Here is a 26,416-nt window from a genome sequence, read left to right as displayed (position 1 = left end):
TGATGCCAGATTATACGAATGAACAACAGCAGGCAATAGACGATCGTGACCTTGATATTCTGGTTTCTGCTTCTGCTGGGAGCGGAAAGACAACTGTTTTAGTAGAGAGACTTATGCAGGAAATTCTCACTGGAACGGGTGTAAATGAGTTATTAGTCGTGACCTTTACTAAAGCTGCTGCCCAAGAAATGAAAGCAAAAATTAAAAGTGCCCTTGAGCAGAGACTAAATAAGCATGAAAAGCTTAAAATTGACTTACGAGAGCAGCTTAACTTAATTGACGCTGCTAATATTTCAACGATTGATGCTTTCTGTCTAGATGTTATTCATCGTTTTTACTATGTCATTGACCTTGATCCTAGTTTTAGTGTTTTAACGGATGATACTCAAGCAGCACTAATGCGTGAGCGAGCACTGCAAGAAATTGAAGGTGAATTTTTAGAAAACGATGATCAAGCTTTTTTTGCTTTTTACGAAAATTTTGCCGGCGACCGTAGTGCTGAGTCTGCACGTGACTTGTTATTAGACTTATATAATTATGCAATGGCTAAGCCTGATTACCGTGATTGGTTAAAAAGCTTACCAACTCAATACGAAATTGGTGACGATGTCACTCATTCAAAGCTATGGCAGAAGAGCATTAAGCCTTATCTTTTGACCACTTTTTCTGATTTAAAGGAAAAACTTGAGCAGTTGCTAGCAACAGCTGCCATGGAGACCAAGGAATTAGCAAAAGTTAAAGACAGCTTCCAACTCTTTGATAAGTGCTTGCAAAATTATCTAGCTAGTATTGAAAGTGATGAAAATTATGATAAGCAAAGAGAGCTACTAAGAAGTTGCCTCTTTACTAGTTTTCGTAAATCGAGCAAATGGGATGAAGATTTACTTAATTTTTATGAGGAATGCGTTGAACTTAAAAAAGATGCTTCCGAGCAAGTATTTACGTCTTTTACCTCCTTTTATGCTACTGATGAAAAAGAACAAATCGCTTTACTAAACAAAGGGCATCAAATTATGACTGCAATTGTTAAAGCAGAGCTGGCCTTAATTGAGCGATTTGACCAATTGAAGCGTGCAGAAAATCTGGTTGACTATAGTGATATGGAGCAATTTGCTTATCAAATACTGAGTCAAGATACTTCAAATTCGCAAATGGCGCGGTCGTTTTATCAAACTAAGTTCAAAGAAATCTTGGTTGATGAATATCAGGATATTAATCCCTTGCAAGAACGAATACTGCAATTGATTAAAAAGGATGGACAAAATAATTTATTTATGGTGGGGGATGTTAAGCAATCAATCTACGGTTTCCGTCAAGCCGAGCCTTCGCTTTTCCTCCATAAGTATCAAGAGGCAGCCAAAGATGAGAACAAGCAGGATGAACGGATTCTATTATCTGCAAATTTCCGTTCAACAAAGCCGGTAATTAAACTCGTTAACCAGGTATTTGATCATGTTTTGACTACTGATTTTGGTGGGATTGACTACCAAAAAGAAGGGCAGTTAGTTTTAGGTGCTAATTACTATCCTGAAAAACTGCCCCAGGCCAGTGAACTAATATACAGCGAAAAAGATAGCCAAGATGGTTCAACTAATACCGAAGATGAAGACGAAATCGATTCAGCTGAAATTGCAATGGTGATTAACCGAATTAAGCAGTTTAAAAACGAGAATTTGCAAGTTTACGATACTCAGACCAAGGAAAAGCGGAACTTTAAGTACAGCGATATTGCGATTTTAACAAGAAGTCGTAGCGACAATTTAGCAATTATGCAGGAGTTTGCCAAAAATGACATTCCGTTACTGGTAACGGATGCGAAAAATTACTTTCAAACGCTTGAATTAACAATTGTGCTAAACTACTTGCGCATCATTGATAACCCAGATCAGGATATTCCGCTAGTTGCAGTATTGCGGTCACCACTATTTAATTTCACTGAAACTGATTTAGCCAAAATCAGAGTACATAGTAAAAATACCGGTTTTTATGATGCCTTAACTTCTTATGTTGCGGTCAATGATGAATTGAGTCAAAAAACAAAAATTTTTCTTAATCATTTAGAAGAGTTACGTCACTTTGCAGCTAATCACCGTATTTCTGAGTTAATTTGGAGTATTTACGAACGAACTAATTTACTTGAAATAATGACTGCTTTACCAAACGGAAAGCAAAGACGCGTCAACCTTGAAGCACTTTATGAGCGTGCCAGTTCATATGAAAGTGCTGGCTTTAAAGGACTATATCAGTTTATTAACTTTATTGAGCGAATGAGGCGCAGTCAAAAAGACCTAGCACAACCTCTAGTTACTAAAGAAGCGGGGGACTCTGTTAGACTAATGACTGTCCATGGTTCTAAAGGGCTTGAATTCCCAATTGTTTTTTATATTGGTTTACAGCACCGCTACCAAATGCGCGATTTAAGTGGTAATTATATTATTAATGCAAATAATTTGGGGCTGACAATCAGGCAAGAACATTATCGCGCAGATACACTGCTCAAATCTTACGATAATATTGCTCAAAAACAGCAATTGTTGGAAGAAGAAGCACGTATTCTTTATGTAGGGATGACACGTGCACGTCAAAAACTAATTCTTATTACAGAAGTCAAAAATTACGAAAAGACGCGCCAAAAATGGCAAAATCAGCTTAATGGTCGACAGAAATTGCCTTTAAGCAGTAAATTAAACGCTACTAGCTCAATGAGTTTTATTGGTCCAGCAATTAATTTTGACAAATATCCCGAAATCAAGATTAGTGATATCACGAATTCATTAGATGAAGAGACACCATTTTTGTTAGTCCATTATGAAAATGAAAAAATTTCTTCTGAAATAGCTAAAACAGAAGAAGTGGCCTCTGACCAAGATCATGCTTTATTAACAAGAATAGCTCCTAAGTTGTACGATTACGACTATCCTTTTAGAGATGCCAGTTCGACTACGGCTTATCAATCTGTTTCGGAAATAAAGAAAGCATTCAATGATCCGTTGGAAACTGAGTTAGAAAATGCACACTTATTGGCTTCAACCAATCGTTATCTTCAACCAATTGAAACTAAACCTGACTTTTTATTCGAAACTAAATTTACTGGGGCAGAGATTGGTACTGCGACACACTTGCTTCTCCAGTACTACGATTACAATCAAAAAGGTGAGCCGGAACAACTTGAACTTGAAATAAAAGATTTAATTAAACAAGACAAGTTAAATCCAGAAATTGTCCCTAGCATTAATCAGCAACAAATCAATTGGTTCGTTCACAGTGATTTTGCTAAACCGTTCTGGCAAAATCCTGCTCAACTTAAGCGAGAGGTTGAATTTTCCAGCCTGCTTTCTGCTAGTACCTTGTTTAACGATTTTAGTGATCCAAATGCTAAAATATTAATTCATGGTACAATTGATGGTTATTTCGTTGAAGATGATGGCATAATATTATTTGATTATAAAACTGACCACATTGATCAGCATAATTTAGATTTAGCAATTGCTAATATTAAGCAAAAGTATACTGGTCAACTGCGTTTATACGAGCGAGCACTTAACTCATTTGCTGAAAAAACAGTTAAACATAAGTACCTAATCTTACTTGACGCAGAAAAAATAGTAGAAATAAATTAATTGAAATGAAGGTGAACTGATGACTGCTTTTGCTAAGGATACCTTTGCAGTCGTTGATCTTGAAACAACAGGTACCCAACGCGAAGACGATAATCATATAATTCAATTCGGTTGCGCGATTATTAAAAACATGGAAGTCGTCAAGACCTATTCTTTTATGATTAACCCTCATCGCGAAATTCCTTTAACGGTTCAAAATTTGACCCACATTCACGATAGTGATGTTGCCAACCAAAAGGACTTTTCTTATTACGCACCAAAAATCATCAAAATTTTGAAGGACACTGTGTTCGTAGCACACAATGTCAATTTTGATTTACCTTTTTTGAATTACGAACTTGTGCAACATGGTTATGAAGCTCTAACTAACCGAGCAATTGACACGGTTGAATTAGCTAAAATCGCTTTCCCAACATTACCGTCCTATAAACTAACAGATTTGACTAATCAGCTTCAAATAAAGCATCTTAATCCGCATAAGGCAGATTCTGACGCATATGGAACCGCAGTTTTACTAATCAAAATCATCAAAAAGCTTGAATCGCTACCGCAAGCAACTTTAAATACACTGAGCTCACTAGCTCACGGTTTAATTCGTGATACGTCATGGGTTTTCTCGACAATAGCAGATGAAGCTCGCAAGCAAAAGCGCCCACTAAATAAAAGTCAGATGCAAGTGCGTAACATCGTTTTGCAAAAACAGGAAGTACATTCAACGGTTAAAAACGGTGACGCCGAAGCTGTTTTCCCAACTAATAATAAGGCAAAGTATAGTTTATTTAAAAACAAAATTAATTATCGCCAGCCGCAAGTTGACTTGATTAACCGAATTAATCTTTTTCTTGAAAGTCCCGATCAACGGGCTTTATTGGTAGAAGCTCCAAATGGGACAGGGAAAACTTTCTCTTACTTGTTTGCATATTCATACAGGCTCTATACTAATCGCAAATTAGTAATTGCTACACCAACCAAGGTACTACAAGATCAAATTATTAGTCAGGAAGTGCCGCAGCTATTAAATGTAACTAAACTTGATTTAGCGGCAGAAGTTGTTAAATCAAGTAGTCATTATTTGGATCTCGATGGGTTTTATCAAACCCTTTATCAGGGCACGCCTAATAAAATGACTTTAGTCATGCAGATGCGAATTTTGGTTTGGTTAACAGAAACTAAGACTGGTGACCTAGATGAACTGCAATTAACCAATTATAAGGCACCGTTATTTGTTAAAATATCACATCCTGGTGACGCACGTGTTGGAAGTAGTTTTGCGGACGTTGACTTTTGGAATTTAGCACGCCAAAGACAAGAAGAAGCAGACATTCTTGTTACTAATCACGCATATTTGGCCAATCACTACAATGATTCAATTTGGGGACAAAATCCTTACTTAGTAATTGACGAAGCACATCGATTTGTTGATAACGTTATTACTTCACGTAATGATTCGTTCCAATTTGAATCTTTTTGGGGCACTTTGACACATTTACGCAATTTGCTCTTTTATGCAGATGATAGTGTTCTAAACCAGTATGGTGATGATGTGCAGTTTAATTTCTTACTGGCAAAATTAGACCCGGCAATCCTTAAACTAATCAATATCATCAACCAGCTGCAGCAAGAACTTTATCAAAAACGTAGCCGGGCAATTAGCAAAAACATGTTGCCGAATGGTAATTTGTTGCTGAGTTTTCAAGCAAGCGACTTATTCGGCGAAGACAGCAAGTTTTTAGCTACTTTAGCCAAACTGCAAAAGAAACTTGAAGAAGTCCGCCAGCAAACAAACGAGATTTTGTTTAAGCTTTATAATGAAACAGACACTTCAGGCACTGATCGAGACGCTATTTTAAGTGAAATAACAGAACAAATTGATCACCTTGATTTTTACATTACCAAAAGCTACCAGCTATCTGATTTATTACAAACAGATACCAGTATGAGCCAAGAAGGCTTTATTGTTACTTTAACTAATCCAGCTGATCCACTAAGTGCAAATTTAAGTTGGCTAATGCTTGACGCTTCAGATGAACTAAAACAAATCTACGATCGTTTTGATCATCTTTCTTTTGTCAGTGCTACCTTAACAAGTGAAGGCAACTTTGATTATCTTGTTAAACAACTTGCCTTAACAGATATGCATCCCCGAGAATATATTGGTAAAAGCACCTTCAAATTGGAAAGTCATTTGCAAGTACTTGCCGTTAGTGATCTACCTGATGTCGCCACTAACCAATTTGATCAATCACTGGCAGAAATACTAGAACATGATTTAAACCATAAAAATCACGTGCTTGTGCTAATGACCAATTTGAATAAAATCAAAGATGTCTACAGTATAATTTCGAATTCTCCAGCTCTGCGTGATTTTGAAATTTTGGCTCAAGGAGTTTCAGGCTCTAACAACCGCATTACTAAACGATTTGCAATTGCTCAAAAGGCAATTATTTTAGGAGCTGACAGTTTTTGGGAAGGAATCGATTTCCATGATTGTAATATCGACCTCGTAATTGCTGCAAAATTACCTTTTGAATCTCCAGACTTGCCTGAAGTAAAATTACGCCAGCAACAATTGCAGAAACAAGGAATTGATATTTTTAAGACAGATACAATTCCGCGTGCAATCATTCGTTTTAAGCAAGGGATGGGAAGGCTAATCCGTGGTGAAAACGATCGTGGTCAATTTTTAATTTTAGATTCACGCCTTTGGACAAAAGATTATGGTAAAGTATTTTTAAATGCTATCCCTGTTAAAACAAACAAAATTAGTTTAAAAGAATTACGGAATAAGTTAGATAACTATGATAGAAGACGACACAAGACAAACGATTAAATTTGTAGCATGGCTAATTGGAATAATTATATTTCTCTATGCCGCTTCAGTTCTCATTTTTTATAAAGCAAGTAACCCCGAACGAAACGAAACAAAGCAATTAAATCAAATTGCATTAGCTAAGTCCCCAATTACTAAAATTGAAAAAAATTATCACTTAGATCGGGGAGTTAACAGTTATTCGTTAAAAGGTTCAAGTAAAAATCGCCAACAATACTATTTTATTTACCTGCCTGGTTCGAAAAAGGGCTACTTACTCTCAGCTAAAAAGGGCGTTGGTGAAGCAAAAGTTCGAAGTAGCTATCAGGCTCAAAATCCTAGCAATAAAATTACCAAAGTTAATCTAGGTTGGTACAATAATCGAGCAGTTTGGGAAGTAACAGCAAAAGATTCGTCTGATCACTATCAATACCAATTATATGAATTTAAAAATGGAAATTTGCTAGGTTAAGTCGCTAAATAGCAAAATCTTTGGTATGATTAAATTGATTTGATAAGGAAAGTGGAACAAGAATTTATGACAAAATTAATTTCAATTGCTGATTGTTCTAAACATGTAGACGAAGAAGTTCAAATGCATGTTTGGCTAACAGATAAGCGCTCAAGCGGAAAAATTGTTTTCTTGCAGTTACGTGATGGTACTGCATTCTTTCAAGGTGTAATCAGAAAAAATGATGTTTCTGATGAAGTTTTTGAAGCTGCTAAGTCTTTACACCAAGAAGCTAGCTTCTACATTACCGGTACTGTTCATCAAGATGAACGCTCACACTTTGGTTATGAAATTCAAATTTCTGATTTAAAAGTTGTTACTAACAGCGAAGGCTATCCAATTGGTAACAAGGAACACGGAATTGACTTTTTACTCGATCATCGCCATTTATGGCTACGTAGTAGAAGACCATTCGCAATTATGCGTATTAGAAACATGATTTTTAAAGCCACAGTCGACTTTTTTGAAAACGAAGGCTTTGTAAAATTTGATGCCCCAATTTTTATGCATTCTGCACCAGAAGGCACTACTGAATTATTCCATACTGAGTATTTCGGTGGGGATGCTTATCTTTCTCAATCTGGACAATTATATGGTGAAGTAGGTGCCGAGGCTTTCGGTAAAATCTTTACTTTCGGACCAACCTTTAGAGCTGAAGCATCTAAGACTCGTCGTCATCTAACTGAATTCTGGATGATGGAGCCGGAAATGGCTTGGATGCATCAAGATGAATCACTTGATATTCAAGAACGTTTTCTTTCATACGTTGTTAAACAAGTACTAGATAATTGCCAATATGAATTAAGTTTACTTGGTCGTGATTCAAAGAAATTGGAACCAGCTGCTGAAGGAAACTACACCCGTTTATCATACGATGATGCTGTAAAAATGCTTCAAGAAGACGGTCGTGACTTTAAATGGGGCGATGATTTTGGTGCTCCAGATGAAGCTTTCATTTCCGAAAAATTTGATCGTCCATTCTTTATTGTTAACTATCCTACTTCAATTAAACCATTCTACATGAAGAAGAACCCTGAAAATCCAAAAGAATATCTTTGTGCAGATGTTTTAGCCCCAGAAGGATATGGTGAAATTATGGGTGGCTCTGAGCGTGAGAGCGATTATGACACCTTAAGAGAGCAAATTAAGGAAGCCGGTTTAAACGAAGATAATTACAGCTGGTACCTTGACTTACGTAAGTATGGTAGCGTGCCACACTCTGGCTTTGGAATGGGCTTTGAACGTGTAATTGCTTGGATTTGTAAGCTAGATCACGTACGTGAAGCAATTCCGTTCCCAAGAATGATTAACAGAGTTGAACCTTAAATTTGATTAATTAAATAAGTTAAAAAGTTGGACTAAGTTACTTTAGTTCAACTTTTTTAAAAGGGAGAAATTGTCATGCAATATAATGACTACCGCTTTTTAGGATTTACCATGTTCTCAAACGGATTACTTGCGTATTATCCTCAACTTAAAATTACTAATTCTGAACTGATTTTAATTATCCAATTAGAGTTATTTGCACAAAAAGGAAACAAGTTTCCATCGAATGAACAGATGGCAGCCAATACTAATTTTTCATCGACAGAAATTGCTAGTATCATTCAACAGTTAATAGATAAAAACGATTTAACGATAGATCAAGTGACAGATGAAAAAGGACGCATTGGCAACTATTATAATCTTGATCGGCTTTATTCAAAATTAGATGATTTGCTAGAAAAAAATGTCGCAACACCGAAGGCTGGGGAAGAAACTACAACCACTACTTCCGAAATTGACAATAGTCCTTTGAACCAATTAATGAGACAATTTGAGATTGAGTTTGGTCGTTACTTAAGTCCAATTGAACGTGAAGAAATTTCTGCTTGGTTAAACGTTGACCACTATGATCCAGAAATAATAAAACTTGCCTTGCGAGAAGCAGTTTTATCGCAGGCATATAGCCTTAAGTATGTTGATCGGGTTTTACTTAATTGGCAAAGACATAACTTAAAGACAACAGGCGAAGTTCAGAAGTTTTTACAAAGGAATCGATAAAGAAATGCCTAAAGAAAAATTATTGAGTACAGAGGAAGCTCGTAAAGTACTGCGAACTATTAATCAAATGTATCCCGATGCTAAAAGTGAGTTGGTTTGGGACAATAAATTTCATTTATTGTGTGCTGTTTTAATGAGTGCACAAACAACCGATAAAATGGTAAATCGAGTAATGCCAAAATTCATTGAAGATTACCCAGATCCAGATGCATTAGCAAAAGCTTCAATTAAAGACATTGAAAACCATATATCAAAAATTGGTCTTTTTCATTCCAAGGCTAAGCATTTAAAAGAAACTGCTGAAATTTTGGTTGATAAATATCATAGCCAGATTCCTGAAGACAAAAAAGATTTGGTTTCTTTGCCTGGAGTAGGAGAGAAAACCGCTAATGTTGTTCTAGCTGATGGCTTTGGCGTCCCTGCTATTGCAGTAGATACGCACGTATCTCGCATCTCAAAAAGATTCCATATCGTTCCACAAAATGCCAAACCTTTGGAAATTGAAAAGAGGTTAGAAGAGATTTTGCCCAAAGATGAATGGATTCACACTCATCATGCAATGATTCTGTTTGGTCGCTATTCGATGACCGCACGTGATAAAGATGATCCGTACACATATTTGAAGACAAAATAAAAGAGCTCTTTGCCAAGTCATGCTAATAAAGAGTAAGAATTTAGAATTTTCTACTAATTAGTAAAGTGCTCAATGAAAAAAACTTCAGCTCATAAATTGAGTTGAAGTTTTTTAATTTATACTTACTTAATGATGTTCATGTTCTTCAGGAGGCTGATCTTGGGAGTCAGAATCATTGCCTTGATTGTGTTCAGTTGTATCAGAATTATTATTTTGATTTGGTTTCTCTTTGTTTTTGTCCTTATCAGGCTTACCAGAATTATTATTTGCATTGCCCTGATCGCGATCATGTCCTGTATTATTTTTGTTATCATCCAAATGATTATCAGAAGATTTCTTTCTTGGGACGACTGTACGCTTTTGTTCATTGTAATTGGTTGAACTTGAATCATCGTCTTTATCGTCGCTAGTGTCATCAACAATTCCGGCAGGAGCATGTCCACGAACAAATAGTTGCCATTCACCAGTAGAGGACACCATTGGTGGATTAGAGTTTTTAGCAATTTTGGCTCTAATTACCGAATTCGGTTTTTGCCAATCAACATTTTGCTTGTTTCTCATCATATAAGTCATCATGTTTTTATAGAAGAGTTGTGCAGATTGTTGACCAATTCCTGAAATAGTACCATCTTTAAGATTATCGTAACCAGTCCATACCCCGATAGAGTAGCTTTGCGTATAGCCCACAAACCAAGAGTCTTTTGGGGTCGATCCGTAGCCAGGGTAACGAGCAAGCTCTTCATTGGAATACTTGACTGAACCGGTTTTTCCTGCTTGATATAAGTCTTTAATCTGAGCATTAGTTCCTGACCCACGCTTAATGACACCTTTAAGCATATCTGTAATCATATAAGCAGTGGACTTGCTCATCACTCTGATACCTTCAGAGTCATAATTTCTAGTCAAACCATCAGGAGTCTCAATCTTTGAAACAAATTGTGGCTTATGATAGATTCCGTTTGCTGCAAAAGCACCGTAGGCACCAGCCATTTGCAAACTTGAGGCATCGGCTCCAATTGCTACAGAGAGACCCGAATTTTTAGGAACATGAATATCCATTTGACCAGCAAATTTTGCAGCTCGCTTAACACCAACTTGTTTCAAAGTTTTAACGGCTGGAACATTTCGGGATTGTTCGAGCGCATGACGCATTGTCATTAGTCCATCATACTTGTTATCCCAGTCATAGAGTTGAATATCAGTGTTAGGGTAATAGTATTTACTATCATCTAACATTTTAGCAGTTGACCAGTTTAAATATTCAATTGCAGGACCATAATCAAGAACTGGCTTAATTGAAGATCCAGTGGACCGACTTGTTTGAACAGCACGATCAAGTCCTAATTGAACAGTGGAAGGTAAGTGACGACCACCAATTATTGCTACAACATGTCCGTTACTTGGATCTACAACAGATGCACCAATTTGCATTTTGTCATTTGTGAAAGGCACCTGATTACTGTTAGCTAACTCATATAGTTTGTTTTGGGCTTTTTGATCAATATTAATTGTAATCTTTAGGTTGTCACGGTAAGGGTCAAAGCCTTTATCTTTTACTTCTTGGATAGTTTCTTTAATGTAAGGATCATCTATTTTACGTAAATCAGATTGTGCACGTTGACGATGTGGCTTTATTCCCTTAGTAATGCTTTCATTTTTCGCCGTTTGATATTGTTCGTTGGTAATCTTTTTGTTATCGAGCATTGCTTTTAGCACAAGATCTCGACGATACTTAGCATATTTAGGGTAGACATATGGATTATAAACTGTTGGTCGATTAGGCATTCCAGCAAGTAATGCTGTTTGAGCCAAGTCTAGTTCACCAATTTTCTTACCATAATAAAAGTTTGCTGCAGTACCAATTCCATAATTGCCGTAATTCATATATACCTTATTGATATAAAACTCGAGAATTTCATCATGTGAATATTCTCGTTGCACCCGCATTGCAAGCCATGCTTCTTGCGCTTTACGGCGAAGCGTTCTTTGTGAAGGGTCAGTTGAAAAGACGGTTAACTTAACTAACTGTTGCGTAATCGTTGAACCACCCGCTGAAACACTTTGGCTTTTGGCATTTGTTAACATTGAGCCAACAATTCTGATTGGATCAATGCCAAGTTTATCTTTATAAAAACGTTTGTCCTCAACAGATACAATTGCATCCTTTAACAACTGCATGTCTGAATTATCTTTAGCGTAAATTCTTTTCTCAGAACCCAATGAAAGTAGAAACTTGCCATCAGTATTGTAAAGAGCAGTTGAACCACCACTTTGCAGTTGAGCTCTACTTATGTTAGGAGCATCCTTGGCATAATATGCAAAAAGTCCAACTCCTGAAAGCAGTACTAGAAAAATAGCCAAAAAAAGCCAGCTGATTATTCGTCGCCACAATGGTTTTGGCAGACTTTTACGGTAACTTTCTCGTGATTCGCGTCCATTATCTGAATTATAATTTCTGTTTGCCATTATTTAATTTCCTATCTGCGATGAATTGATCAACTGCCTCTAAATAGGGTAAAGTGGGTTGAAAGCCACTACTAATTTCAATTGACCATTCTTCAACTTCTTCTATGGTTACTGAACTTTTGTCCTTTTCCCACCAAGCTTTAATAATTGCACTTGCAGGGGTAACAAAGTATCTATTAAGTGCAGTGAAACCTATAATCGTAAAACAAATCCCTTGCTGCTTTAAACATTGCTCCAAATGAATAATTTGGTGTTCGTGAAAGTTCTTTAAGGGAAAGTTCGTTTTATTTTTGGTTTCTTTAGCCTCAAAGTCGAGGTAATAACCCTTATATACACCATTATAGTCCGTTGTGGATTCTTGGCGAAAATAAGCTTCTTTTATTACAGCTCTTGAACGTTTAGGATAATCTACCTTAACAATTTGAATTGGGGTTGGCTTTTTATGAACAACCGCAATTTCTTTTGTTAGGTAATATTTGTTTGATTCATTAATCATTTGTTCAAGAGTCATCCCGCGATCAGAAAAACTAATATCATCTTTATGGACATATTTTTTTCTTTTTTTAGGTTTATCGCTGGATTTACGAAAAGCGGCAGAGCTGCCACTCGGATATTTGACCATCAATCTCACTCCTGCTAGCATTATAGCAATAAAGGTAAACTTTTTGAATAAGGAGCCATCTCTTTCACTATGCAACGTCTTTGGATCACTGGGTACCGAAATTATGAGTTAAATACTTTCGGTGATAAGGACCCTAAAATCAAGTTAATTAAATTACTAATAGAAAAGCGGTTAATCGATTTGCTAGAAAACGATCAGCTTGACTGGCTAATTACTGGGGCTAATCTAGGAATCGAGCAGTGGGCTTGCGAAGTCGCAATTAGCTTAAGAGAAAAATACCCGTTGCATGTTTCAATCATTATTCCATATGAAGAATTTGCTAATCGTTGGAATGAGGCAAACCAAAACAAATTTTTAACTCTTAAGAGTCAAGTTGACTTTTTTGCAGCTACTTCTAATCAGCCATATCAAAGCCCAGTTCAGTTGCGAAACTATCAAAATTTCATGTTATTGCATACTGATGGAGCAATGATGATTTACGATCCTGAAACCCCAGGCAAACCTAAGTTCGATTATACCGCAATTAAAAACTTTCAGGAAGAAAACGATTATCCTTTAGAATTAATTGACTTTTATGATTTGCAAGATTTTGCGGAAGAATATCAATCGGACCATGATGAAAGCAATTTTATCAACTAAATATAAAACTTTTTCTAAGCTTAGCTTTTTAGTTTTAAGAAGGGGGGCTTTTTGCTAGAATAAAAGAGGAATATTAAAGGAGCTTTTATTCATGGCAGATTTAAATGATATCAAACTATCCACTCAGGATATTTTAAAAAAACAATTTAGAACAAAAGTTAAGGGAATTGATCCAGATGAAGTCGATGCTTTTTTGGATCAAGTGATTGCTGATTACGACACATTTGAACAAATCATTGAAGACTTGTACGGCCAGATTGGTAAACTGCAAGGTGAATTAATGAATAATCAGCCAAAGGAGACTCCCGCTGATTTGCAGAAAACAAGACGAATTACGCCAATTCATTCTGATGATACGGTTAAAACATATTACCCAAGTCAAAGCAGTGATGCGTTTAATTCACTTAGCGACGACTCACAAACAGAAAATTCAACAAATATGGCAATAATTCAACGAATTTCAGCCCTAGAACGTAAGGTTTACAACCTTGAGCAACGAGTTTATGGGTTACAAAAAGAGTAAGCTCTGTTATAATTTTTAATAGTGCAAATTTTGAGCAGTCGCGGTTTGGCTTTTTAAGTCAGGCTGAGGAAAGTCCACGCACACACAAGCTGCGATGCTTGTAGTGATCGTATTTAGCCCAATAAGCTAAAGGATTTTAAACAATTACGGCGAAAAAAATGCTAAGTTAGTAATAATATGCATGAATATTCTGAAAAGTGCCACAGTGACGAAGCTTGAGTGGAAACACTCTTGGTGGAACGAGGTAAACCCTGCGAGTGTGCAACCCAAATTTGGTGGGGGCGTCTCAACCAAAAGGAAATGAACTAAATGGTTGGATTGCTTTTTAGCAAAGATAGATGGCTGCTGAAGGTAATTATGCCAAAATTACTGGAACAGAACGTGGCTTATAGAAATTTGCATGGCAGCGCTGAGCTTTTCAAAGGGCTCAGCGCTTTTTTTAAACGAAAGAGTTAATAAATGAAAAAATATCAATTATATACAACAATGGGTGCTGGCTTTGAAAGCGTAGTAGCAAAAGAATTGCAATCACTTGGCTATGAAACACGTACTGAAAATGGTCGCGTCTTTTTTGAGGGTGACCAATCTGACATAGTTAAGACCAACTTATGGCTAAGAACTGCCGATCGGGTTAAAATTCTACTTAAAGAGTTCAAAGCAACTGATTTTGATACCCTTTATAATCAAGTTTATGACATTGACTGGGCAGAATTACTGCCTGTTGATGCAAAGTTCCCAGTTCAAGGTCGTTCAGTTCGTTCTAAACTACATTCGGAGCCAGGTATCCAATCAATTGTTAAAAAAGCGATTGTTAATAAAATGTCTGATCAGTACCATCGCCGTGGTTTTTTACCTGAAACGGGTAGTGAATATCCTTTGGACATTCATATCTATAAAGATCTTGCCCGAATTTCTCTTGATACCACTGGTGCAAGTTTATTCAAGCGCGGCTATCGTATTGAGCACGGTGGAGCTCCTTTAAAAGAAAATTTTGCAGCTTCTTTAATTAAGTTAACTCCTTATGATGGAACGCATCCCTTGATTGATCCAATGACTGGATCTGGTACCTTAGCAATTGAAGCAGCCTTAATTGGCCGAAACATTGCTCCTGGAACTTGGCGGAAATTTGCTTTTGATGATTTTGATTGGTTTGATCCCGATTTACATGATGATCTTTTAGAACAAGCCAAGTCAGAAGTTAGAACCCTTGACCAACCAATTTGGGCTTGTGATATAGACCAATCAATTTTAGAAATCGCCAAATTGAACGCTAATAATGCAGGGGTTTTACAGGATATTTATTTCAAGCAAGTAGCTGTTAAAGATTTTGCAACTGATTTAGAAAATGGTGTAATTATTGCTAATCCACCATACGGTAAGCGTCTTAAAGAGAAAAAGACTGCCGAAGAGCTTTATGTTCAAATGGGAGAAGCACTTTCTAAGTACGATGACTTTAGCCAATACTATTTGGTGGGTGATCCAGAGTTTGAACAATTTTTCGGAAAAACTGCTACAAAGAAACGTAAGTTATTCAACGGAAATTTACGTGTTGACTTTTATCAATATTGGGCTAAGAAAAAATGATTACTGACAGATTAAATGATGAATTTTGGGTTATAACCGACACTCACTTAATCGCAGATTCTTTGCATGATGGTGGGGAAGCTTTTAGAAACATCCAGAAAACAAGTCAAGGTAAGGACTTAGATTACCAGGAAATTGCCTTACGTGCTTTTTGTAAGATGGCAAACGAAAAAAAGCCAGCAGCAATTATTGTTACCGGTGATGTTACTTTCAACGGTGAACTAATTTCTGCGCAAAAGTTTCAAGAGATATTTAGCTCCTTAACTGACACCAAGCTCCTAGTTGTACCAGGAAATCATGATATTTATGATGGCTGGGCGCGAGAATTTAAAAAAGATCAACAACTGTACACTGAACAAATTAGTCCTGTAAACTGGCGCAAAGTTTTTAATAGTTCTTATGAATGTGCATTAAAAAGAGATCATCATTCTCTAGCTTATTGTGTCCAGTTTAATCCTGACTATTTGTTTTTCATGTTAGATTCTAATATCTATGGTCAACATGAGGCAATCGGTGCACCATCTACAGCTGGTCAAATTAACGAAGAACAATTAGTCTGGTTTGGAAAGCAGTTAGATTTTGCAAAAGTTCATCATTTAAAGCCTGTTTTATTTATGCATCATAATCTGTATGCCCATAACCCTGCAGTAAATCAAGGCTTTGTTTTAAATAATGCTCCGTTTATTCGGCAATTATGTAAAGACTATGATGTTAAAGCGGCTTTTTCAGGTCATATTCATGCTCAGAACATTGTTGATCCACAGTTGCCAACGCCAACTACTGAAATTGTAACTTCAAGCTTCTGCTCTTATGACCAAGCTTACGGTGTTGTCAAAATCACACCAGATTCACTTCAATATGAACGGCGTATTTTTAATATGACACCATATTTATCTACTGAAGAACAAAAAAATCCAACTTTAATGAATTTTCACCATTATCTAAAAGAAATCCAACTTCATAATTTAACGAATAATTCTAGTCAAAAGGATGACACCGCAAACAATTCCGTATTACTTCAAAAAGTGGATCAGTTATTCATTGAAATGAATTATAACTACTTTACAGGGCATAACCACATTAGCCAAAGTGACTTGACCCAACTTTATTCGTCACCTGAATTTAAGCTTTTGGTTACCCAGCGACCACGTTTTTCCAAATATTTAAAAACGCTGTATGATACTACTAATCATAGTAATTTACAGGTGAGAATAGATTATTAAGAAGAGATATTAATGAAAAAACACCATTTTATTATTTTAGGAAGAGTCGGCATTATTTACTACAGCTGGCTGCTAATTGTTCTTTTCACGACCTTAACCCTAGCTTATGAAAGTACAAAGGCAGTAAATTGGCCTGCAATTTGTTTTGGAATTATTTTTTTACTACTAGTAATCTATACTTACTTAACTTCATATTGGACTAAAATGAGTCTAAAACTTCCATTTAAAAAGAAAATCAACTGTCAGGTTACCCCAAAGTTACGCTACACTTGGCAGTTCTTCAATGTCTATGAAATTAAGATTTCTGCTTTGCAAACATACTATCTGTTAGGAATTAGTAAGTTTAATTAACAGGAATATTAAGTTTTACTATCGTTACCAATAAACGAATAATATTAAGCAAAATTTGTTATAATTAGTATTAAGTTATTAAAAGGGTGGGACCTAAATTCTAATATGAAAAGACTGAAAACATTTTAAACATTAACAATTAAATTTTTATATATAGAAAGGGGCATGTGCAATGAAATCAGACATTCAAATTGCTCAAGATGCTCAAGCATTACCTATTAAAGAAATCGCCGCAAAAATCGGCTTAAGTGAAAACGATATTGAGCCATATGGCAACGATAAAGCCAAAATCAATTGGAAAGCCATCAATAAAACAATGGCCAATGATCATTTAGGTAAATTGGTCCTAGTGACATCTATTTCACCAACACCTGCTGGCGAAGGCAAGTCAACCATGACAATCGGCTTGGGTGATGCTATCAATAATCAATTACACAAGAAAACTGTAATTGCCTTACGTGAACCCTCAATGGGACCAGTTTTTGGTTTAAAGGGTGGAGCTACTGGTGGTGGCCAAGCTCAAGTTATTCCAATGGAAGACATTAACCTTCACTTTACTGGTGATATGCATGCCTTAACCTCTGCGATTGACACTTTAGCTTCCCTAGTTGACAACTATATTTATCAAGGAAACGAACTAAACCTTGATCCAGATCGTATTTTGCTTAAGCGTGGAATTGATGTAAACGACCGTAGTTTGCGTAATATTACAATTGGCCAAGGTTCAAAATTTAACGGTGTTGAACATAAATCAAGTTTTGCAATCACGGTTGCAAATGAATTAATGGCCATTTTGTGCTTAGCAACTGACATCAACGATTTGAAGAAACGTATCGGTTTAATGCTAGTTGGTTACACTAAAGACGATCAGCCAGTTTACGTAAAAGATCTTCATTTCGAAGGTGCAATTGCTGCACTGCTATCTAATGCTCTTAAGCCTAACTTAGTTCAAACAATCGAGCACACACCTGCACTTGTTCATGGTGGTCCTTTTGCCAACATTGCTCATGGAGCTAATACCGTGATGGCAACAAACTTGGCTCTGCACTTAAGTGACTATACATTGACTGAAGCAGGCTTTGGTAGTGATTTGGGCGGACAAAAGTTTATGGACTTTGTTTCAAAACACTTAGAAAAGTTGCCTGACGCTAGCGTTGTTGTTGCAACTGTCCGCGCTCTTAAATATCAAGCAGAAGGTTCAACAGACAATCTAGACAAAGAAAATCTTGATGCTTTACGCGAAGGCTTTAAAAATCTAGAACGTCATATGAACAACATGCGAAATTACAATGTACCTGTAATTGTTTTGATTAATCGATTCGCTACGGATACAGAAAATGAGCTTGAATTGTTGCAGGAACTTGTTAAAGAACAGGGAATCGATGCAATAGTAGTTGACTATCATGAAGAAGGCTCTAAAGGCGGTGTAGAAGCAGCTCAAGCAGTTATTGACTTAGCAAACTCAAACCAAGCCAACCTGCAATCAACATACAACGATGATGATCCAGTGAAAACTAAGATTGAAAAAGTAGCACAAAAGATCTACCACGCAAGTAACGTTGAATACACCGAAAAAGCTGAACGTGATATTCACGAATTAGAAAAAATGGGGAAGGACAAATTACCCGTTATCATTGCTAAAACACAATATTCGTTTACTGACAATCAAAAATTGTTGGGCGCTCCGACTGATTTCACTTTGCATGTCAAAGGTGCAAGTTTAAAGAATGGTGCAGGTTTTATCGTGATTACTACTGGACATGTTTTAGATATGCCAGGATTACCAAAACATCCAGCAGCACTTGATATTGACGTTGACAATAACGGTAAAATTAGCGGGTTATTCTAAGTTTAAAGTATGAGTTTTTTATACCTTATTATTACTGCGGTTGTCGTTAGCGGCGATCAAATTCTTAAGTATTTTATTGCAACTAATTATGAAGTCGGTGAAGTCCATCAGATTATTCCTGGCATTCTATCTTTTAATTATCTTCAAAATAGTGGAGCAGCTTGGAATATTTTGACCGGTCAAATGTGGCTCTTTTACATTATCAGTGCCATTGCGATTTTTGTATGCCTTTACTATCTATTTAAGGCCAATGTTCATAGCAAATTATTTAAGTTTGGTATTGCTTTGGTTTTAGGTGGTATTATTGGCAACTTGATTGACCGTATTCATTTGAAATATGTCATAGACATGATTCAAGTCGATTTCATTCACTTTAATATTTTTAATCTTGCGGATTCTGCAATTACTGTTGGTATTGTTCTGGTATTTATTTACCTACTCTTTTTTGATGAAAGTGATAAAAACTAATGCCTGAAAGATATGAATTAGAAGTCGCAAACGAAAATGAACGTTTAGATAAGTTTATTGCTGGAAAAATAAGCACTTTATCACGCACAAGAATCAAGGAACTGGTTAAAGACAACCATATTCTTGTAAACGGCGTTAACGAAAAAGTTTCATATAAAGTTCAACAAGGCGATCATATCGTTGTCGATGTTCCTGCACTGAAACCATTATCAATTGATCCGGAAAATATTCCATTGGACATTGTTTATGAAGATGAAGACGTTATAGTGGTTAATAAGCCGCAAGGCATGGTCGTTCATCCATCAGCGGGGCATCCCGATCATACATTAGTCAATGCACTGCTGTTCCATACCAAAGATTTAGCAGCTAGTCCTGAGGGTTTTAGACCTGGGATAGTTCATCGAATTGATAAGGATACTTCAGGCTTATTAATGATTGCCAAAAATGCTCAGGCACGTGAGTGTTTAGAAAAACAATTAGCGCAGAAAACAAATAAACGTTTATATCTTGCAATTGTTCATGGTAATTTTGGCGAAAATTCGGGTTTAGTTGATGCTCCAATCGGAAGAGATCATTTTAATCGAAAGAAAATGGCTGTAACCGAAACTGGTAAAAATGCTGTTACTCATTTTACGGTTTTAGAACAATTTCAAAATTATAGTTTGATTCAATGTCAACTTGAAACTGGAAGGACACACCAAATTAGGGTTCATTTAGCGTATATTGGTCACCCAGTAGCAGGCGATCCGTTGTATGGACCGCATCATACCTTAAAAGGGCATGGTCAATTTTTACATGCTGCAGTCTTAGGCTTTAATCATCCTAAAACAAATCAGTGGCTAGAATTCAAAGTTGATCCTCCAAAAATTTTTACTCAGAAACTAACCGAACTAAGAGAAACTAAGTGATTAAATGAAGCGATTTTTAATTCTTGAAGATGGTAGTTCATTTGCTGGAGAAGGCTTTGGCGCCTCAATTATTTCAACTGGTGAATTAGCAATTCAAACGAGCAACTTTGGATATCAAGAAGCGTTAACAGATCCGACCAATGCCGGTAAGATTCTGGTTTTTACTACACCTATGATTGGAAGTAACGGAATTAATGCTATTGACTATGAGAGTATTAATCCCACAGTAAAAGGCATTATTGTCAACGATGTGGCTAAAAATATTTCTGATAGTGAAAATTTTCAAGATCTTGATTCTTTTTTAAAGGAAAAAAATATTCCTGCAATTTCGAATATTGATACCAGGGCTCTTGTCCATCGCTTAGTTAAAGAAAAAACAATTAAAGCTTCAATTATGGATACTGACGATGAACATGCTTTTGATCAGATCAAAGCATTAGTTTTACCAAAGAATAAGTCTGCAAGTGTTTCTACTAAAAATCCGTATGCTGTACCAAATGTTGGTAAGACTGTAGCAATCATTGATTTGGGTTTGAAGCATTCAATGCTGCGCGAATTATCTTTGAGAAAAATAAACGCAACCGTTTTACCATATGATGTTTCTGTACCTGATATTAAAAATTTGCGGCCAGACGGTATCATTGTTTCAGGTGGTCCCGGTAAAGTTGAAGAAGTTAGTCCTACTCTCAGCCCTATTTTTGAAGCCTTTTATGGTAAATCTCCATTATGGGGAATTGGCTTAGGCTTTTTGGCGTTGAGTGATTATTTAAATTTTGAACTTGTCAATTTATCCAGGACTTACAATGGAACTAATTTTCCAGTAATTGAGCAACATTCAAACAAAATTTGGCAAACTGCAATGAATATTGACCAGTTAGTCGCACCTGCTAGCATTCAACTAGAACTTGACCAATCATATCTTGATTTACATAGTAATCTAATAGCTGGTTTTAGTAGTAAAAAAGAAAAGGTAATTGCTACCGCTTTTAATGCAGAAGGGGCTCCTGGTAGTCTAGATGCACTGGAAATTTTTGACAGTTTTATAAAGATGATGGTGTAATTATGCCTTTAGATAATGATTTAAATAAAGTACTCATCATTGGATCAGGGCCCACCTTAATTGGTAGTGTTTCTGAAACCGACATTTTAATTAGCGACGCAATCAAAGCACTAGTTGAAGATGATATTCAGGTTGTTCTGGTAAATCCAAACCCTGCAACAGTTTCAACTGACAAAAAGCCTAAAGTGACAACCTATTTGGAACCTATGACACTAGATTTCTTAAAACGAATTATCCGGATGGAAGAGCCGAGTGCCATTATCTCAGCTTATGGCTCCACGATGGGAATAAAAGTCACTCGTGAATTGGTAAGTGATGGCATTCTAACTCAAATGGGTATTCGGCTATTGACAATCAATGAACAGACTCTTCAAGTTAATACAGAAGAGAAGATGACCGCTTTTTTAACTAAAAATGGAATTTCAGCCAGCAGATACTTAAAATTATCGGGTCTGACAGCAGATGAAATTGAAAAACAACTAACAGAACAAGTTAGTTATCCTGTTCTGTTAATTAAGGAAAAGCCATACTTAGACGATAAAAAAATGCTTTTTGATAATGCGCAAGATATTGCAGATTATCTTAAAGAAGAGCGTCAAAATGAAGATTTCCCTGAAAATCGCTACTATTTAACTGAAGATCTTTCTAATTGGGAAGAAATCATTCTCAATATTATCCGAGATAGTAATGGCAATGTTCTATTTACTAGTTTGGCGGACAATATTGAACCCGTTTCCATTGATTCTGGCGATTCAGCAGCAGTAATGCCTGCTTTAACGCTTAATAATGACCAAGTCCAAACTTTGAGAAAAATCGCCAAAAAAATTGCTGCTAATTTGAACATTGTTGGGATTTTAAACATTCATTTTGCGGTCAAACATGATGGTACCAATTTTGCGGTGCGCGTCCTGTCTATTAAACCACGATTAACTCGTAGCGCAATTTGGTCACAAAGAATTGGCTTATATAGTTTAGGTTATGTTGTTTGCAAAGTAGCTATTGGCTACCATCTAAATGAAATTACAGATCCAATGTCTGGACTCAACGCAGCAATTGAGCCAGCACAGGATAAAATAGCAATCAGATTGCCATTTTGGTCGTTAACTCAGTCTGGTACTAACCATTATCACCTTGGTAGTCAAATGCAGGCGAGTGGGGAAGCAATCGGAATTGGCCAAAATTTTGAATCAGCTTTTCTAAAAGGTTTAGCCTCAACCGTTAATGTCAAAATTGCAATTAATGAGTTCCGTAAAGAAATAGCAAAAAGTGACGAGGCTATAATTGAAGATTTACTTCATCCTGATGAACTTCACTTAATTAAGTTATTAGCTGCAATCTCTAAAGGCTTCACATACCAGGAATTGCAAAAAATCATCAGCATCCATCCGGTCTATTATCAAAAATTTGAACATCTTGCGCATCTTGGTCGTCAATTAGCCGAAGAAGAAGTTACTGACGACTTGTTAATCGAAGCAAAAAAGAGAGGTTTTCGCAACCTATTAATTTCAGATTTAACTGGAATCAGTTTAAAAGAAGTAGAGAAGCGAATCGAACGGCTCCAATTAAAGCCAGCTTATTTGCAAATAGACGGTTCAGCTGGTGTTTATGAACCAAAGGTGCATGCTTTTTATAGTGCTTTCGGCGTACAAGATGAATCAATCCAGTTAGATTCAAAAAAGAAAATCCTAATCGTTGGAATGTTGCCTTCACAGGTATCAGTTACTAGTGAATTTGATTACATGGTAAGTCATGCAATAGATACTTTACATAATAATAAATATGACACTGTAATTATTTCCAATAATGACGAATCTGTTGCGACCAGCTATCAAAAAGCTGATAAAGTCTATTTTGAACCTATCACAGTTGAAAATATTGTTCATATTGCCGAGAAAGAAGGGATTAAAGAAGTTCTCCTTCAATTTTCAGGCAAAGAAATTAGTGGCTTAGCAAAAAGATTGATGAACAATGGCTTGAGTATTCTAGGAACGGGAGACGTTAATCCCAAAGATCGAATTGATCAAGTCTTAAATTCTTCATTAGATTCACTAAGGCAAACCCAAATGATAACCACTTTAGATCAAAAAGCTGGAGAAAAATTTATCGAAGAAAATGATTTTCCACTTTTAATTGGTGGTTTCAATAGCCAAGATGTAAAGCAAAAATCTGCAGTTGTTTATGATAAGCCGGCTTTGGAAAAGTATTTGAATGAAAATCAGTTATCCAAAATTTCATTGTCACATTTTATTGAAGGCAATAAGTATGAAATTACTGCCATCTCAGATGGTGAAAATGTTGCTATACCGGGTATTATCGAGCACCTAGAACAAAGTGGTTCTCATGCTTCTGATTCAATAGCTGTGTTTAAGCCACAGAATCTGTCTACACGAGACCAAAAACGTTTGACTGAATATACCACTAATTTAATAAAACAAATTAAACTACGGGGAATTTTTACACTCCATTTCTTAATTGTTAAAGACAATGTTTATTTGTTACAGATAAAGCCATATGCTGGCCACAATGTTGCTTTTTTAACCCAGGCATTGGGTAAGGACATTACAGCATGTGCTACTGAAGTTTTAACTGGTAAAAACTTAAATGAGCTAGATTATGAACGAGGCTTATGGCACTCAAATAACTTCATTTATGTTAAAATGCCAGTATTCTCATACATCGACTATCATAGTGAGAACACCTTTGACTCCAAAATGAAATCTTCTGGATCCGTTATGGGACGTGATACTGCACTGTCTAAGGCACTCTATAAAGGATACGAAGCAAGTGGTATTCATATTCCTAGTTTTGGTACAATTTTCATGTCAGTGCGTGATGCCGATAAAAAGAAAATGACTGAGCTTGCTAAACGCTTTTATCAGCTTGGTTTTAAGATAATTGCCACGGAAGGAACGGCTAATTGCTTGGCTGAAGCGGGGATTACTACCGGAGTGGTAAGTAAAATTCATTCGGAGTCAAACAGCCTGTTAGACAAAATACGACAACGAAAAATTGTCATGGTAGTCAATATTACAGATTTATCTGATTCAGCTAGTGGAGATGCAACAAGAATTCGAGATGAAGCTTTAAATATTCATATTCCGGTACTTTCAAGTATTGAAACAACAGAATTAATCTTAAGGGTTCTTGAATCATTGTCACTAACCACTCAACCAATTTAAAAACTTAACTTTAAGCAAAAAAGAGGATAAATTATTATCCTCTTTTTTAGTCTATTCTTTTACTTAAAACACGTTCTTCTTCTGGGGTTACCTCTATTGAGTTTTGCCCAGTATAAATTACAAAACCTGGTTTTGCACCATTTGGCTTCTTTACACGCTTATCTTGAACATAATCAACTTGCACGTGAGCTGAGTTTTTAGCTTTTGAAAAGTATGCCGCAATTTCAGCTGCTTCCACGATATCTTTATCAGTTGGATCGTCGTCCTGTAAAATGACATGTGAACCTGGAATATTCTTAACGTGAAACCAGATGTCAGTCTTATTTGCCTTCTTTAAAGTTAGCCAATCGTTTTGATAATTGTTTTTACCAACTAAGACTGTTTTTCCAGAAGACAATTTAAACTTATTCAAATTTCGTTCTGATATTTTCTTCTTCCGCTTTTGTTTTTGTGGCTTTTTCAAATAGCCTTGGGCTGTTAGCTCATCTGTAATCTGGTCAATATCTTGCGGTTCAGCATTATCAATTGCAGTTTGTACTGAATCAAAATAGGCTAAATTATCCTGAGCAATTTTAATTTGTTCCTTGACGTGTTTGATTGAATCACGAAGCTTCTTATAACGTGTAAAATACTTTTGGCCATTTCGAGCAGGAGAAAGAGCAGCATCAAGCTTTATCTCAATCGGCTGATTATTTTCGTAATAGTTAGGTAATTCGATTTTCGTCATACCTGGTTTAACCTGATTTAAGTTGGCATTAAGAATTTCTCCTCGAATTCGGTAACCTTCAGAATTTTCAGCCAAATCCAATTGCTTATTTAGTTTACCAATTTTTTTGGTCAACTTTTTTTGCTCATTCTTTACTAAACGCTCTATTTGACCAGATTTTTGCTTAACCCAATCCTGGTTGGCTTGATCAAGATAAAAGTCCTCTAGAGCTTCATTAATGTCCGAATATGAGCGTTCCTTAGTTAAGTCAAGATGATAGGGGAGGTATGAGAATATTTTTTGTTTATGCTCCGGAGTTTGTAAGATGAATGCTCCACTTTTATCAAATTGACCGATAAAAGTGGAAAAAGATGAGTAAGAGTAATCATCTTCTAAATAACCGGTTAGTTCATTCCTATCATCACGATCAAGCCCACCAATTTGGCGAGCAAAAGCTAGCGGTTCTTGCACTGACTTTTGCTTATTAAATTCACCTTCAGTTAACTCAAAGCCATTAATACCAGGATTCAATGGAGGAAGCTCATATTTAGCTTTGGGTAACAACATTCTAGCCCGATTTTCATCAGGATTAATTCGTTTTAGCAAATCAATAATGTGACCATCATGTTCATTATAGAGAATAACATTACTGTGTCGTCCCATTAACTCAATCGATAAGACTAGTTTAACTTGGTCGCCAAGCTCGTTCCGATTGCTAAAATGCAAGTTTACAATTCGATCTACGCCAACTTGATCAATTCCTTGAAGCACTGATCCTTCAAGATACTTCCTTAACACCATAACAAAAGTAGGTGCCTTATCAGGATTACTTATTGATTGCTTAGTTAAATAGAAGCGTGGATACTGCGCGTTTGCAGAAATAAGTAATTGGTAGTTTTTTCGTTCTTTTCGAAAAGTTAAAACCAGATCCTGATCAAAAGGCTGGTAAATTTTAGAGAGTCTGCCACCAGTTAAAACTGGTTCAATACTCTCTAAAAGACTATGAATAAACAATCCGTCAAATGCCATAATATCACCTCAAAATACGCTTTCTATTATACCAATTATTTACAAATAAGTATCTAAAGAAAGTAGTCTCAACCTGAAAATAAGATACCAGTATTACTATATTAACTAATGGATCTTACAAAATTATTTATTGCAAAAAGCAGATATACTGGTAATATAGATTTATGGTTATCGTTGCTACATAACTATAAG

At 36.1% G+C, this 26,416-nt stretch carries 19 protein-coding genes and 1 other RNA gene; 17 read left to right on the top strand and 3 right to left on the bottom strand.

Annotated elements, in window-relative coordinates; all coding sequences use genetic code 11:
* Positions 1-2: 2 nt before the first annotated feature.
* The 6 genes from addA to nth all read left to right on the top strand — a co-directional run bounded on the left by addA (position 3) and on the right by nth (position 9,617).
* Complete coding sequence (gene addA, locus F5ESL0263_RS04480; protein WP_122035168.1) at positions 3-3,620, top strand: helicase-exonuclease AddAB subunit AddA; 3,618 nt, start codon at positions 3-5, stop codon at positions 3,618-3,620.
* 19 nt (positions 3,621-3,639) lie between these two features.
* Entirely contained in the window at positions 3,640-6,450 is a 2,811-nt protein-coding gene (locus tag F5ESL0263_RS04475; protein ID WP_370448836.1) for a helicase C-terminal domain-containing protein, read from the top strand.
* Complete coding sequence (locus F5ESL0263_RS04470; protein ID WP_122035164.1) at positions 6,419-6,901, top strand: hypothetical protein; 483 nt, start codon at positions 6,419-6,421, stop codon at positions 6,899-6,901. Before F5ESL0263_RS04475 ends, F5ESL0263_RS04470 begins: the two co-directional genes overlap by 32 nt.
* Before the next feature lie 66 nt (positions 6,902-6,967).
* Positions 6,968-8,266, top strand: a complete 1,299-nt coding sequence (gene asnS / locus F5ESL0263_RS04465; protein WP_122035162.1) for an asparagine--tRNA ligase — start codon at positions 6,968-6,970, stop codon at positions 8,264-8,266.
* 75 nt (positions 8,267-8,341) lie between these two features.
* Positions 8,342-8,983: a DnaD domain protein gene (locus F5ESL0263_RS04460; protein WP_122035160.1), complete on the top strand. Its 642-nt coding sequence runs from the start codon at positions 8,342-8,344 to the stop codon at positions 8,981-8,983.
* Between the two features lie 4 nt (positions 8,984-8,987).
* Complete coding sequence (gene nth / locus F5ESL0263_RS04455; RefSeq protein WP_122035158.1) at positions 8,988-9,617, top strand: endonuclease III; 630 nt, start codon at positions 8,988-8,990, stop codon at positions 9,615-9,617.
* Between the two features lie 126 nt (positions 9,618-9,743).
* On the opposite strand, the gene F5ESL0263_RS04450 is transcribed toward nth, so the two are convergent.
* Positions 9,744-12,083, bottom strand: a complete 2,340-nt coding sequence (locus tag F5ESL0263_RS04450; RefSeq protein WP_122035156.1) for a transglycosylase domain-containing protein — start codon at positions 12,081-12,083, stop codon at positions 9,744-9,746.
* Positions 12,064-12,705 (bottom strand): Holliday junction resolvase RecU, encoded by a 642-nt coding sequence (gene recU / locus F5ESL0263_RS04445; RefSeq protein WP_122035154.1) that lies wholly within the window; start codon positions 12,703-12,705, stop codon positions 12,064-12,066. Before recU ends, F5ESL0263_RS04450 begins: the two co-directional genes overlap by 20 nt.
* Positions 12,706-12,774: 69 nt before the next feature.
* Between recU and F5ESL0263_RS04440 the strand changes: the two genes are divergently transcribed.
* The 11 genes from F5ESL0263_RS04440 (at position 12,775) to F5ESL0263_RS04390 (ending at position 24,489) form a co-directional block, all read left to right on the top strand.
* Positions 12,775-13,344 (top strand): DUF1273 domain-containing protein, encoded by a 570-nt coding sequence (locus tag F5ESL0263_RS04440; protein WP_074425343.1) that lies wholly within the window; start codon positions 12,775-12,777, stop codon positions 13,342-13,344.
* Positions 13,345-13,435: 91 nt separating this feature from the next.
* Positions 13,436-13,867: a DivIVA domain-containing protein gene (locus F5ESL0263_RS04435; RefSeq protein ID WP_122035152.1), complete on the top strand. Its 432-nt coding sequence runs from the start codon at positions 13,436-13,438 to the stop codon at positions 13,865-13,867.
* A 26-nt stretch (positions 13,868-13,893) separates the two neighbouring features.
* Positions 13,894-14,261: RNase P RNA component class B (gene rnpB, locus F5ESL0263_RS04430), an RNA gene on the top strand.
* 65 nt (positions 14,262-14,326) lie between these two features.
* Positions 14,327-15,451 carry a class I SAM-dependent RNA methyltransferase gene (locus F5ESL0263_RS04425; RefSeq protein ID WP_122035150.1) on the top strand — a complete coding sequence of 375 codons (1,125 nt, stop codon included), beginning with the start codon at positions 14,327-14,329 and terminating at the stop codon, positions 15,449-15,451.
* The gene (locus tag F5ESL0263_RS04420) at positions 15,448-16,674 is read left to right on the top strand and encodes a metallophosphoesterase (RefSeq protein ID WP_122035148.1); all 1,227 of its coding nucleotides are present in this window, start codon (positions 15,448-15,450) and stop codon (positions 16,672-16,674) included. Before F5ESL0263_RS04425 ends, F5ESL0263_RS04420 begins: the two co-directional genes overlap by 4 nt.
* A gap of 12 nt (positions 16,675-16,686) precedes the next feature.
* A complete protein-coding gene (locus F5ESL0263_RS04415) occupies positions 16,687-17,025 on the top strand; it encodes an EbsA family protein (RefSeq protein WP_233558455.1) in 339 nt (112 codons plus the stop codon).
* A 172-nt stretch (positions 17,026-17,197) separates the two neighbouring features.
* Positions 17,198-18,874 (top strand): formate--tetrahydrofolate ligase, encoded by a 1,677-nt coding sequence (locus tag F5ESL0263_RS04410; RefSeq protein ID WP_122035146.1) that lies wholly within the window; start codon positions 17,198-17,200, stop codon positions 18,872-18,874.
* A gap of 9 nt (positions 18,875-18,883) precedes the next feature.
* The gene (gene lspA, locus F5ESL0263_RS04405; protein ID WP_122035144.1) at positions 18,884-19,342 is read left to right on the top strand and encodes a signal peptidase II; all 459 of its coding nucleotides are present in this window, start codon (positions 18,884-18,886) and stop codon (positions 19,340-19,342) included.
* Positions 19,342-20,250 carry an RluA family pseudouridine synthase gene (locus F5ESL0263_RS04400; RefSeq protein ID WP_122035142.1) on the top strand — a complete coding sequence of 303 codons (909 nt, stop codon included), beginning with the start codon at positions 19,342-19,344 and terminating at the stop codon, positions 20,248-20,250. Before lspA ends, F5ESL0263_RS04400 begins: the two co-directional genes overlap by 1 nt.
* A 4-nt stretch (positions 20,251-20,254) precedes the next feature.
* Positions 20,255-21,310 carry a carbamoyl phosphate synthase small subunit gene (locus F5ESL0263_RS04395; protein WP_074425354.1) on the top strand — a complete coding sequence of 352 codons (1,056 nt, stop codon included), beginning with the start codon at positions 20,255-20,257 and terminating at the stop codon, positions 21,308-21,310.
* 2 nt (positions 21,311-21,312) lie between these two features.
* Positions 21,313-24,489: a carbamoyl phosphate synthase large subunit gene (locus tag F5ESL0263_RS04390; RefSeq protein ID WP_122035140.1), complete on the top strand. Its 3,177-nt coding sequence runs from the start codon at positions 21,313-21,315 to the stop codon at positions 24,487-24,489.
* A 46-nt stretch (positions 24,490-24,535) separates the two neighbouring features.
* On the opposite strand, the gene F5ESL0263_RS04385 is transcribed toward F5ESL0263_RS04390, so the two are convergent.
* The gene (locus F5ESL0263_RS04385; RefSeq protein WP_122035138.1) at positions 24,536-26,224 is read right to left on the bottom strand and encodes an NFACT family protein; all 1,689 of its coding nucleotides are present in this window, start codon (positions 26,222-26,224) and stop codon (positions 24,536-24,538) included.
* Positions 26,225-26,416: the final 192 nt, after the last annotated feature.

Source organism: Lactobacillus sp. ESL0263, from assembly GCF_003692845.1.
Lineage (GTDB): Bacteria > Bacillota > Bacilli > Lactobacillales > Lactobacillaceae > Lactobacillus > Lactobacillus apis.
Note: the sequence above shows the minus strand (reverse complement) of the source record. Positions and strands in the feature narration are given on the sequence as shown.